Source organism: Adlercreutzia sp. CNCM I-6216 (genome assembly GCF_977113345.1).
On sequence record NZ_CDSBIE010000022.1, the window covers coordinates 1 to 12,646 of the forward strand.

Consider the following 12,646-nt stretch of genomic DNA (forward strand, 5'->3'; position numbering starts at 1 on the left):
TCCCATGCCCAAGCCGTCAAGATGCGCCGCTATTCGGAAGAAGAGACCCTAACGGCAACCCTTGTCCAATCGATCATGGAAGAGGAGAAACCCAACCAGATCGAGCAGTTCAAGATCCCTAAGAAGAGTATCTCGCGCTTCTTCAAGGAGAACATGAGCGATGCAGAGATGAACGCATCTCGGTTGAGGACAACTCCGAGAAGACGCGCCGCGGCGATTGGATATTCGCGTCGGCCGACGATCCGGCCAAGCGCGTGTCGGGCGAGCGTCTCGGCTTCACCTACGGGAAGCAGATGCTGCGCAACCGCTTCGAGCGCCAAGGGTCGTACATCCCCGAAGCCCGCCCCGCCACTCAGATCCGCCAGAGGGCCGCAAACGCCGTTGCGCTGAACGACCTCGCCGACTTCTCAAGGCTCTCCGCCGTGCTGGAAGCATGCGCGAAGTTCAACGTGAGAAACCTGGACGATTTCGAGCGGAGGCTCTCGACCCTGCAGCGTCGTGGAAACGAGGACAGCGAGGGCTACAGGAGGCCGGTCGAGGCGCGCTCGTACGCAACGGAGAAAGGCTTTATGCAGCGCGATTCCAGTCGCAAGGCGGACGAAAGGATGGCGCTTCCTCCTTTCCTCGGCCAAGGAGCTTGAGCATGTTGAGCTCGTGGTGGTCGATGGCGAGGCGATCATCAAGCGGGTTCTCGGCCACCTGATAGATCTCCAGAGTTTTGACGAGGCTGCATACGAATGCACGGGGACATCATCTGCCGGGCTGCATGCTCGGATAGCAGAGCTCTATGAGTACATGCAGGCTATAGGCGGAGAAGAATCGCCGGACATTCCGGGTGTGGATAGGGAGACGGTTGCTGCATGCGTGAGGGCGCATGCGAAGGTACAAGCCAAAAGCGACAAAGAGAGCGAAATGGATTGGGGAGATGTAAATGAAGTTGGTTGGTAGCTTCGTGTGTTGGCTTATCAAAGCGGTATTCCGCTTCATGTAGGAAGGTGAGACAGATGAATATCAGAGAGATGGCTGTGAGCAAAAAGGTGAAGCTCGCGATAACCTGTGCTGTAATCGTATCGGCGCTTGTTCTGGGCATCGGACTCGTGTCCTGCTCAGGCATCGCCAGCGTTGGGGGAATAGGCGCGAACCAGGCAGTCGCCGATGCGGCTGGCGGCGTGGTCGAGGACGTTGACTTGCCGGAAGCCGGAACAGATCCTATTGGCCAAGAGGCGTATGACGGCACAGGGACGGAAAAGGCCGAGGGCACGCCCAGCGATGAAGCAGCAGCCCAGGGTGAAGCAGCATATTCCCAGGGTTCTGCCGAGGATTCGCTACATCAAGGATCTGCGGTCGAGCCAAAAGGCAATTCCACAGCTCCGTCCCAAAGCGCCTCACAGAAGACATGGGTGGAGGAAACGGAGCGCGCCTGGGTCGTTGACAGAGAGGCTTGGACTGAGAGCGTTCCCATCTATAGCACGGTTGAGGTCTCCATCTGCAACATCTGCGGAACCGACATCACCGGCAACACCTCCGCTCATGCGAAAGAGCATATGAAAGCCGGTGAAGGGTCAGGGCATCACAGTGAGGTGCGTCAGAAAATCACCGGCTACAACACGGTAAGCCATAAGGAAGAAGGTCATTGGGAGACCAAGGTTGTGGGCGGTCATTGGGAGTAGGGATTCAGCGGGACACACCAAGAATCAGTTCGACGATACTAACGAACAGTACTATCGAGTCTAGATGACTGGATTTGTCCGTTTATCAGCCACAGTTGCTTAGATGTCTGCAGAGCATGAAACATATTCTGTCAGTAGGCGTCATTTCGCGTTGCGCATCTTTTATATTCAATAGGCTGCATGGATACCGCTAACCCACACAGCCTATTGACGCCCAATCTCTTTTACGTATTTATCTACGACCATTGAGTCTTTTGCGACGAACATAGAGCAGCAAAGAAGCCAGTCCTATAGCAGAAGCGCAAAAGAGAATCAGCGCAATACGCGCAGGCAAGCCTAAGCTGTCACTTGTTTCCGCCAAAAAGCCTAAAGAGCTAGCAGGCTTATCAGCGTCAGTGACGGAGCTCGCGTTATCTGTCTGACCTGAATTGGCTTTCTGGTTGCCTCCTGATAGCTCAGGTACATCCGAACCACCGTTATTCCCTTGGCCGCCGTTCATGCTTCCGCTATTGCCCTGATTGGTCCCGCCATTGTCTCCGCCTCCCTGCTCGCCGTCACCTGACGGATCGCGTCCTTCGTCGCTCACCTGCACGGCAAGGTTCAACCTTTCGCTGTATTCATCGAACGGCATGCTCGCCTTGTACGCCGCAATACGGTACTTCGTATTACTCGTCACCTCGATCGGCCCGGTGTAGACATGCCGTGTCCCGTTCGCATCGCAGGGGCAGGTATCATCAGTGGTGTAGTAGATCGTCGCGCCTTCGGTGGTGGTCGATAAAGTAAGCTTCGATCCCTTTACGACCGTCACGTTGTTCTCCTTCGGAGACAGCGCGCCGAAGGTGGCTTCACCGATGCTCGCCGTGGGGCGCGCGGGCTGCGCCGCATCCGAAGTAGTACGCACCACAAGTTCTTTAGAAAGCGATGTACCAGTTGCCGAAAGAGTGAGCGCTGTCATGCCAGGAAGGTCACCTTTCAGCGCAAATGACGTCTTCCCTTGAGAGTCCGTTATGCCCTCTGTGGCAGAAGAGCTCGAGGTGTCGGAAGCATCTGCAACACTCACGCCATCGATCGCTGCAATGCTGGGAGCGTTCACCCGCGCCGTCACTGGCTGGTTCGCGACGGGCGTCCCGTCCGCGTAGCGCACATATGCCACCACTTGCACAGGCTCGGCAGCATCGCTTTGCAAGACGATCGCATTCTCATAGTTCGCAACGAGCTGCGCTGGGCGCTTCTCAACGGCAAGCGTCTGAGACCACTTCCTGAACAGATCACCCAGAGCGCGCCCCGTATAGCTCTTCGCGCCGTTCAGCTCCAGCAAGATGTTAGAACCTTCAGCCAGATCCTCTTGCGGATAGATGCGCAGAACCTTCGAGAGCGCTCCTCCTCCATCGGCGTCGCTCGCATCTGTCGGATCGACCCATTCAAGACGCGTATTTTCGCCATCTATAGAAGCACTTGTCCCAATCCCTTCGGCAGCTTTCATGTATTGGCTGAACTCGAGCTCGATGTAATCGGCATAGGCATGCGCATTCGCAACGCTCGGCGCCTGCGTCGATTTCAGCCCCACCTTCAGCCCGGTCCGGATGGGGGGCACCGAGAGCCAGTCCGTCTTGGCACTGGCATAGCCGCCTTTTGAAACCCTCACCTGATAGAAGCCCGTTGGGGTATCCCACTGGAAGGCACCGTCTGCGCCTGTGGTCTGCGTTGCCTCCTGCTCGTAGTCAGAGGCGTTCCATGGCCGCGCATTGCGCCCGCTCGCATCATCTGCCACCCAGATGGACGCCTCAGCCCCTTCCACAGGATTGCTTTCCAGCGCCTCATAGACAATGCCCGACGGATCGAGTATCACCTTGGATCCGAGCCCGTAAAACTTGTTCCAATCGATGGTGCTCCTGTAATCTTCGGCACCACTCCCTCCATTGGTTTCAGCGCTCCCGCTTCCGCCTTTCTTTGGAACCTCCTTGCACACGGTCTGCCGGTAGGCGGCCGCCATATCGTAGGCGTATTTGGCCTTATCCAGGTAGTGGGCTCGCATCAGGTGGATCGAGGTGGAGAGCCCATCGGTTGCCAAAGAGGCCTTGCCCGTCACGTTGCCAAAGGTGCCTGCAGCGTTTGCCACCGAGCCGCTCCCCCTCGAGGCGACGAAGGTCATGAGCGATATCGCCGTATTCCAATGGCTAGTGAGCACGTCAGAGTAGTTGTGATCGTCTTCGGCGTGCATGAGTTCCAGGTATTCTTCGGCCGCATCACGCTCAGCATAGAGAGCCTTGAGACAGTTCTGGCAAGCGCCGTCGCAGGGATTGCGCTTCTTGTAGTAGAGGATCCACTGGTTGATTGATTCGATGTCGGCTTCAAGGACTCCGATGGCGTCCATGGTGTCGAGCCATGAATCCATGGCGAACTTCTCTCCCACGCCGTTCAAGATGACGCCGAGACCTCCCATTGCACTGCAAGCCTTCTCGCACTTGCTGATGGTACGAGCCACCTCGTCGGATTCCTGAGCCCACATCTGGGTCTTCGCCCATGCCTTCATCAGAGGCGTGATCTGATCCGGCGGAACATTCTTGAGAATGCGGCGTTGCAGCACGTTGTCGAGCACTCCCTTTGAGCCCTTTTCGAGGTAGCCGCTCGCCATGTCCATGCCCACTCCGGGGATGGTCAGCCCTACGGTCTTGAGCGCATCCACCTTGGCAGAGCGCATATGGTCGTCGGTCTCCTTATGTTTGGAGAAATCGACCTTGTAGGTGCTCTGCTTCTTGGCCTGCGGATCCGCGGCACCTGCAGGCGCGCTTTCGGTAACCACACACGAATAGCCCGAATAGATGCCTTCCACCTTGCCATCAGCACCGTTCTTCTGCGAATCGGTGACAAAGAGCTTGGCTTCAAACCGACCGTCTTGCATGGTCTGGACCAGATCACCCTTCGTGCTGTCGCCATCTGTGATCTTGAGGATATCGCCTACCTTGCCCTCAAGGCACCTGTCCTGCAGGGCTTGTGGGGAACCTGATGTGCTCACCTTGCCCACGCCTGTGCCTTCGCCCATGGCATCAAGGTTGTTCCTGATGGCGCGGTTCGTCAGCTTGGCGCTCGCATAGTTGGTGTCTATGGAGTTCTTCATCGTACGGAAGAAGGCCTTCACGTCTCGGATAGTTGCCTCGTCCTCACCCGCATACCACTGCTCTATTTGCGCATCAGTCGGAATCGAGTACTCACCGATATCCGGGTCTTCTCCCGTGAAATAGGGGACATCGATCGTGGCGGTCCAGGTGTCATCCGTCGGCGCAAGGAGGGCGGTAGGGTATTGGAAATCTGGGAGCAGCGCCTCTATCTCTGCCAAAGATGCCTGTGCCTCCTCTTCGGTGAGGTCTCCCTCTCGGACGCGCCGCTCTATCTCTTCTTTGAACAGTTGCAGGGATTCGTCGACCCCGCTCATGGTTTCGCTCAGCTCAGCATCATCCAGCGACACATTCCCGAACAAAGTCTCCAAGAAAGCATACCTATCCTTGGCCTCTTGCTCGGCGCGTTCCTTGATGCGCTTCTTGAAGTCCTCGTCGTCCAAGTTCGACGCGTAGGCCAGCGCGAAGCTGTTGAATGCGTAGGTCTGCGGAATGAAGAGATCCTGCCCGTCCAGTTCGGAGATGCCGAAGGTCGTGTCGGGATGAGCCGCGAGCAGCTGCAGATAGGCCTCGTCCACATACTCGCCGACGAAACGCGTGTATTCCCCGTCGCTCGACTTCTTGGTAAGCGGAATGGCAACCGTCCTGTCGTCCTGCATGACCGCATACATCAATAGGGTGTTGCCAGCGTTGATCTCGTTGCCGGCATTCTTCACGGTGACGTCGAACGTCCAGTAAGCGCACGACTTCTTGGCAAGCTGGTGATGGACGGTCAGGCATTTGTCGCTTTCCTCGCCATCGATGATGCGACGCTGTGTCTGCCCCTCGTTCGTCACCTTGAACGACCAGATCTGCGCCGAAGACCGGTAGGTGCAGTCCGCATATGCGGAGAAGGTGGTCCCGCCTTCGGTCCGGGCCGTTGCATCCAGCTTCACGCGGTCTCCATAAAGGAGCGAATCCGTGATGCTTTCCGGAAGGTCGAACTCTATGGTAGCCTTGCCATAGCTGTTCGTGGTGGCCGGTGTGCCGACGTTCTGGCCGCCAACGGAGAGCTGCACCGTTGAGTTCGGTTCCGCATAGACCGCGGCTTCGTTGCCCTGCTGACCCACATAGCCGGTTGGCACGTTCACGCTTGTCCCTAAGGATGCGAACGACAGATTGCCTGCAGGCACCGTGTTCCCTCCAGTCGCAAGGGAGAAGGGCATCGAATATACCTGCTCCTTCGTTGGCGTTAGCGCGATGGATATCACCCCGGACGTGGCGCCAGAGGGAATCTTCACCGTGAGAGAATTCGCGCTTGAAGAGCAGTCAAGGATTTCGCCGGTGCTCAGGGCAGCTGACGCATAGCTGTAGTCGCCCTGGGGAATATCGAACGTGAGCGTGGCATCCATGGGATGTTCGAACTCATAGCTGATCTGGAAGATTGCTTCGCAGCCGACGACGATGGTGCTTCGAGGCACCTTCGCGGTAATGGACTTCACGCCGATAGCAGCAAGGGCATCCTCTGCCTTAAAGTCGGGCACATCCATGGCAAGTTTGCATGTGGTTTCGTCCTCGATGCGCATAGTCTCGCTTGCATAAGGAAGCGAAAGCCGCGTGATCACGCCTAGGTTGGAGACGTTCACATCAAACGCTGGCTTGAACGCCACTACCGTGTAATCTCCCGCTTTCAGCTGGCCGATGTCGAAATGCCAGGTAGGGTCATTCTGCCCATCGGGCCAATATACTTTCGCATAACCATCTTGGATGCACCGAGCGTTGCTTGCAGTGCCATCGAACACCAGCACACGGCTCGCGCCTTCGAAGGCGGGACTGAGTGTGATAGCCGCACTGCCCCAGCGGGGAAGGACGGCCGAGAACTCTTCCGCGTCTTCGTCGAAGAGCGCCGTTGCGCCAGAGAGCGCAAGCGACTCGCCAGGAGTCACTTCGAGGGAAAGCTCGGAAAGGACGCTAGGGTCGTTGGCGAGCGATTCGGACAGGATGAGCTGGCCGCGCTGGATCAGGTAGTCGTCGGTGGCTCCCTCGCCTGCCAAGTTGCCTCCAGACGCAAGCTCTGCGCCATTGCGCGTGAGCGTGAACGACAGGCTGTCCCAATCGGATATGGGCGCATATTCGGGATTGCCGTCGGCATCCACGCCACCCGTCTTATAGCTCAGGCTTATGGGATAGGCCCGCTGGGATGGCAACTTCGCGAAGCCCGTTATCGTGCCGATGTTCCAATCGCCCGTCATCTGGCCGGCGGTGCGCAGCAGCTCTTTTGTGCAATATCCCGGAATCTCAATGGTGACGAGCGTTTCCGTGGCAGACATTACGCCTTGCACCGTGAAGTTTCCGTCGTTCTCCACGTTGGCGTTGTGGACAAAGGCGCCCTGCTGCACGCTCACCTTCACGTCGGCTGCCGAAACGTCTTCGGGAAGCTTGATCGTGCCAGCAACGTTCACGGCGTTCGCATTATCATCGAGCCAGACCCAGTTGATCCCGTTGCCTTCGTTTTGCGAGAGCTTCCAAGGGTCGGATTCCGTTCCGTCCGTGCGCTTCTTGTAGGCATAGACGGTGGACCCGGCATCGCAGGGCGCATACACGTTGCCTTCGTAGTCATCGTCATGGGCCAGACGTACGTCCGGGTTGTCGATGCGAAGCGTTACCGCACCGCATGAGTCGAATGCGTCGCCGAGGTACTGAAGCGATGCAGGAAGCACGATCAGATCTTGCGAGGCGAGGCCCTCGCAATTGGAGAATGCGCCGTCGCAGATGCGCTGTATCCCATCGCCCTTGGCATCCGTCTCGAAGGTGATGCTCGTGAGATAGTCGTTCAGATAGTCTTCGCTGAAGGCATGGGTCTCGATCTCCTTCACGAAGCTGGGGAACGTGATGCTTTGAAGATGTTGGTAATTGAACGCTCCCACAGGGATGTAGACGTCGTAGCTTCCGTCCAGCACGGCCGCTATATCCACTGACGTAAGGCCGCCGTCTCCGTAAAGTTTGACCACGTCGCGGGCTTGCCCGTCGGCCGTGTCCGTGAGGCCCTTGTCCAGATAGGCGTACATCTCGGCGTCATGCAGCGGGTTCGGTGCCTCCCATCCGCATTCGAAGGTCCATCCCGGCTCGTTCCAATAGCCGTTGTCCTGCACGAGCGTCCCCCTCCACATCTTCTTGCCGGAGCAGGAAACGGACGTCTTCCACAAAAGCGATTTGTCCAGTTCGGGATAGCTCTCGCATTCGTAGTTGTCCAGCGAGGCAAGGTTTTGTGCATCCACGCCGCTCTTGAACGGGTTGGGGCCTGGTTCCGTGGACGCTTCTGTGGCTGACTGAGCATCTTCGGCATCGTCTACCGAATCCGTATCAGCTGAAGAGACAACGAGCCCATCCGAAGCATCCTCATCCGATACCTCGTCGTCGGAAACGGACGCGTCGTCGGACACGATACCGTCTACAGCATCACCGGCAGCATTGTCGACAGCATCGCCAAGCGAAAGGTTGCTGGAAATCGAAATGGCATCGTTGGGCGCATCAACGTGCGAATCACTCGCAGAGAGCTGCTCCACCTGGGTATTTCCAACTATGCCTGTGTCCGTCTGACCTGAATCTTCCGCGAAGCCAACAATTGGGCACATGGTTACAACCAAAGCGAGAGAGAGAATTATGGCGCAAGCTTTCGCAAAGGGCGATGTTGCTGTCTTGTGTTTTCTAAGCATGGCGTTTTCTGTCTTTCTCTTGATGGGGGATCCCGTTCATTCTCTGAAACTAGAAAACGAGAAACAACAGAGTTGCCAGGTTCGGCAATTGCCAAAATGGTAATCGCACGCTTAAGGGCGCATTTCCTGAGTACCATAGTTATTAAAACCTGCAAACAACGAGAAAGCGCGAAATGAAGTTTCACGAACAACTGAATGCGTATATCGAACAGCTCGACTGCATGGCGAAAGAGGTGAGCGAGCTGTCGGGAATATCCACCGCCACTCTGAGCCGATATCGTACGGGGTCGAGGGTTCCCGATGCGGAATCCGATGCCTTTGAGAATCTCTGTTCTGCGATCACCGAGCTGGCAGAGCGGAAGCGGCTTGCCGGCATCACCGCGGAGTCCGTGCGCGGGCAATTCATGCAAACGTCCGATCTGCGCTCTCGCGATGCCGATCGACTCCTTGGGAACTTCGACCTCCTCCTCGCAACGCTCGATGTGGGCATTGGCAGACTCTGCCGTCACATAAACTACGATGCCTCGACGGTGTTCCGGTTTCGCAACGGCTCGCGTCGCCCATCGGATCCCGAGAAGTTCGCATCGTCCGTTGCGGAATACGTGGCGCGCGAATGGGATTCCGTTCGCGGCAGAGCCGCGCTGGCGCATCTGCTCGGCTGCGCAGAAGACGAGCTTGCGGACAGCTCCGTGCGGTACGAAAGGCTGATGTCGTGGCTGTTCGGCGATCGCGACCACAGAAACCATCCCGTGTCGGATTTCCTATTCAAACTCGACGAGTTCGACCTGAACGACTACATCAAAGCCATCCACTTCGACGAGCTGAAAGTTCCTTCTGCGCCATTCCAGATACCCAACTCGAAGACGTACTTCGGCCTGGATCAGATGATGGAAAGCGAGCTTGATTTCCTGAAGGCTACCGTACTCTCAAAATCAACCGAGCCTGTGATCATGTACAGCGACATGCCCATGGCCGAGATGGCCAAAGACCCCGAGTTTCCGAAGAAGTGGATGTTCGGCATGGCCATGATGCTGAAAAAGGGGCTTCATCTCAATCAGATCCATGACCTGAACCGGTCCTTCGAGGATATGATGCTGGGACTTGAGAGCTGGATCCCCATGTACATGACGGGCCAGGTCTCCCCGTTCTATCTCAAGGAGCCGTCGAACAGCGTGTTTCTGCACCTCCTGAAGGTATCCGGAGCCGCTGCCCTTTACGGTGAGGCCATTGCGGGCCACCATGCCGAGGGAAGATACTATTTGACCAAATCGAGGAAGGAGTTGGGGTACTATACGGCGCGGGCCCAGGAGCTGCTGAGCGCTGCGCGACCCTTGATGGATATCTACAGCATCGACAACAAGAACGAGTTCAACGCTTTTTTACAGGTCGAATCAGAAGCAATCGGGAAGCGCAAGAGCATCCTCTCTTCGCTGCCGCTCTACACCATCGATGCGTCCCTTCTGATGGAGATGCTTGCAAGGTCTGGATTCGATGGAGAAGAGGCTGCCGGCATCGCCGATGCCGCCTCTTCGGCTCGTCGACGCGTCGTGCATATTCTTGAGACTAGCCAGATCCATGTCAAGATACCGCTGCTTACCAGAGAGGAGTTCGAGGCCTATCCGTTGAACCTCGACCTTTCGAACGCCTTCTGCGAGAAGAGCGTCGCATACACGTACGAGCAGTACCTTGCGCACATGGAGGATACCGACCGTTTCGCAGCGGATCATCCTCGATATCAGGTAGAGAAAACTTCTTCGCAGACGTTCAGGAACCTACAGATCAGCATTCACGAAGGCAGGTGGGCTATGGTGTCGAAAGAGCTTGCACCATCAATGCACTTCATCATACACCACCCAAAACTAAGACGTGCGATAGAGGAGTTCATTCCGCCTGTGGTCGAGAAATAGCCTCTGCCGCTGTTGTCTGAAGCAAATCGCGCAAATTGCTGGCAGGGCTGCCATTATATTCATCGACTATGAGGCTATCGTCCTTTCGCCATATGGCCTCAATCTTGCTATTGCTTGCGTCTATTTCATCAGGATCAGGAGCCTGGTAATCGGAAAGCCCGGAAGCTTGCACGAGGTCGACGATGTCCTCCCAGCGATTTGCCGGAATAACTGGGCACTCGTCCGCCGCATTTTCATTGCCCACTGCTATGATCGTGTCCCTAATGTTGGTGTAAGAGCCGTTTCGCTTGAGAGACAGGAAACAGCCATCGCCTAGAATCTTCAATTGTCGAGATTGATGGATTCAAGAGAAAGGCGATGACCTAATGGAAAGTGTAGAGCATGGGCTGCCGACAGCGACCGAGATTCCTCGATTCGATGACGGGATGGTCAACATCCAAGAGCTCATCCGCATCATGGCCGAGGCTCTCGTCAACGAGATCATGGACGCCCAGGCAGAGGATGCATGCACTGACGGCAACCAGCGTAACGGCTATCGCGAGCGCACGCTCGTCACCAGCGTCGGCGTCATCAACCTGCGCATCCCCAAGCTCAGACGCGGCAGCTACTTCCCAGAGGACCTTCTCGTGCGCTACTCGCGCGTGGACCGCGCGGTGATAGCGGCCGTGTCCGAGATGGTGACCTGCGGCGACAAAGAGCTATCCCAAGTCTGATGCCGGGCGAAGGTCGGTGCCGATCGCTGCTTACACGGCAGGCGAGGTCAAGGCCTGGATCGACATCGAATCGGCTGGCTTCGAAGGCATAAAGCCTTATGCGCTCAGGCATACATTCGTCGCTTTGAACCTCGCGAACGGCGAGAACATCAAGACGGTCTCTGTGTTGATGGGCCACGCAAGCTCAGCTTACACCCTTGATCTCTATGCTGGTTATGTACCGAACACGGGCATTGGAATCGGATCTCGGTATATGAGCTTCCTGCGCGCTGCTGTTTAAGCTGAGACTCATGGGGTTTCGTTGAAACGACCGGTGGGACGTGGAGTGGTAGCGGTATAATGATTTGCCAATGCGGGCGTGATTCAATGGTAGAATTTCAGCTTCCCAAGCTGGCATTATGGTGAAGCTTCACGAAACAGGTGAAACGCGCATACGCTAAATCCCCAGTTCAGAACATGCTTTTGCGAAACCTCTGAACGTCTTCGATTTCCTTCTCGATTTCTGCAACCCCGAATTTTCCAGTACGCTTCCAGTATTTGCGAAACGTACGGCTCATTCGCACATTTATTGAATGGGTTGTCTGACCTCCACGACGTGGCTCATGCCACAGGAGTGGAGGTGCACCATGACGTGCAAAACAATAGCGGTGGCAAATCAAAAGGGAGGGACGGGAAAGACCGCCACAACGCTCAGTCTCGGCATCGCCTTGGCAAAGCTCGACAAGCGCGTATTGCTGGTGGATACGGATCCTCAAGGCGATCTGACCAAATCGCTCGGCTGGGCAAACCCCGACTCTTTAGAGGTCACCGTTGCCAATCACATCCAGGCGGTGATTGAGGGCATAGACCTGCAGGCCGATGAAGGGATCCTCAGCCACAAAGAGGGCATCGACCTCATGCCTGCGAACATCGATCTTGCGAGCATGGAGATGAGCATCTTCATGGCGATGTCACGTGAGCAGATTCTCAAAACCTGGCTTTCCAACATAAAAGATAGCTACGATTACGTCCTTATCGATTGCGCACCGACGCTCGGCATCTTGCCTATCAATGCGTTCGTAGCATCCGACAGCGTGCTCATCCCCGTATCAGCAGAATTCCTGCCAGCTTCGGCGATGACCGAGCTGATGAAGACCATCAAAAGGGTCAAGCGGCAGATCAACCCCTCTCTTGAGGTCGAGGGGATACTGATCACGCTCTTCGACACCAGAAACAACCTTGCTCGCGAGGTGGAACAGACCATTCGTAGTCAATACGGCAATACCTATCGCGTATTTGAGTCCATCATCCCTCGGGCCGTATCGGCTGCAGAGACGCCTGCCGTCGGCGTAAGCATCTTCGCTTACGACAAACGCGGCAAAGTCGCATCAGCCTTCACCGGCCTTGCCGATGAGGTGATCTGCAATGGCTAAGAAGAAAGTGAACATAAGCCTTCCGTCGGTAGATGAGCTCTTCACCTCGCAGGTCGAGCGGGACTCGAAGGGAAGCAGCGTCATCCAGCTACTGCCTGTTGCCTCGATCGTCCCATTCCCCAACCATCCCTTT

General features: G+C 56.3%; 7 protein-coding genes and 1 pseudogene. 7 read left to right on the plus strand and 1 reads right to left on the minus strand.

The window, feature by feature from the left end; all coding sequences use genetic code 11:
• Positions 1-293: 293 nt before the first annotated feature.
• From ACYVRU_RS11875 to ACYVRU_RS11885, 3 genes are read left to right on the plus strand one after another with little or no spacing between them, the layout of a single operon-like run.
• Positions 294-641 (plus strand): hypothetical protein, encoded by a 348-nt coding sequence (locus tag ACYVRU_RS11875; RefSeq protein ID WP_461186195.1) that lies wholly within the window; start codon positions 294-296, stop codon positions 639-641.
• Between the two features lie 13 nt (positions 642-654).
• Positions 655-948: a hypothetical protein gene (locus ACYVRU_RS11880; protein WP_461186196.1), complete on the plus strand. Its 294-nt coding sequence runs from the start codon at positions 655-657 to the stop codon at positions 946-948.
• 56 nt (positions 949-1,004) lie between these two features.
• Complete coding sequence (locus ACYVRU_RS11885) at positions 1,005-1,670, plus strand: hypothetical protein (RefSeq protein ID WP_461186197.1); 666 nt, start codon at positions 1,005-1,007, stop codon at positions 1,668-1,670.
• Positions 1,671-1,902: 232 nt separating this feature from the next.
• On the opposite strand, the gene ACYVRU_RS11890 is transcribed toward ACYVRU_RS11885, so the two are convergent.
• Positions 1,903-8,331, minus strand: coding sequence for a chitobiase/beta-hexosaminidase C-terminal domain-containing protein (locus tag ACYVRU_RS11890; protein ID WP_461186198.1), 6,429 nt, complete (start codon positions 8,329-8,331; stop codon positions 1,903-1,905).
• A gap of 323 nt (positions 8,332-8,654) precedes the next feature.
• On the opposite strand from ACYVRU_RS11890, the gene ACYVRU_RS11895 reads away from it, so the two are divergent.
• The 4 genes and pseudogenes from ACYVRU_RS11895 to ACYVRU_RS11910 all read left to right on the plus strand — a co-directional run bounded on the left by ACYVRU_RS11895 (position 8,655) and on the right by ACYVRU_RS11910 (position 12,513).
• The gene (locus ACYVRU_RS11895) at positions 8,655-10,388 is read left to right on the plus strand and encodes a hypothetical protein (RefSeq protein ID WP_461186199.1); all 1,734 of its coding nucleotides are present in this window, start codon (positions 8,655-8,657) and stop codon (positions 10,386-10,388) included.
• 365 nt (positions 10,389-10,753) lie between these two features.
• Positions 10,754-11,077: pseudogene (locus ACYVRU_RS11900) on the plus strand (transposase); the annotation flags it as partial.
• A 40-nt stretch (positions 11,078-11,117) separates the two neighbouring features.
• Positions 11,118-11,381, plus strand: a complete 264-nt coding sequence (locus ACYVRU_RS11905; RefSeq protein ID WP_461186200.1) for a site-specific integrase — start codon at positions 11,118-11,120, stop codon at positions 11,379-11,381.
• 346 nt (positions 11,382-11,727) lie between these two features.
• The gene (locus tag ACYVRU_RS11910) at positions 11,728-12,513 is read left to right on the plus strand and encodes a ParA family protein (protein WP_139912827.1); all 786 of its coding nucleotides are present in this window, start codon (positions 11,728-11,730) and stop codon (positions 12,511-12,513) included.
• Positions 12,514-12,646: the final 133 nt, after the last annotated feature.

Bases quoted from the DNA above. Each gene is read 5' to 3' on its own strand.
- ACYVRU_RS11875 (WP_461186195.1), top strand. From the start codon at position 294: ATGCTGCGCAACCGCTTCGAGCGCCAAGGGTCGTACATCCCCGAAGCC.
- ACYVRU_RS11885 (WP_461186197.1), top strand. From the start codon at position 1,005: ATGAATATCAGAGAGATGGCTGTGAGCAAAAAGGTGAAGCTCGCGATA.
- ACYVRU_RS11895 (WP_461186199.1), top strand. From the start codon at position 8,655: ATGAAGTTTCACGAACAACTGAATGCGTATATCGAACAGCTCGACTGC.
- ACYVRU_RS11910 (WP_139912827.1), top strand. From the start codon at position 11,728: ATGACGTGCAAAACAATAGCGGTGGCAAATCAAAAGGGAGGGACGGGA.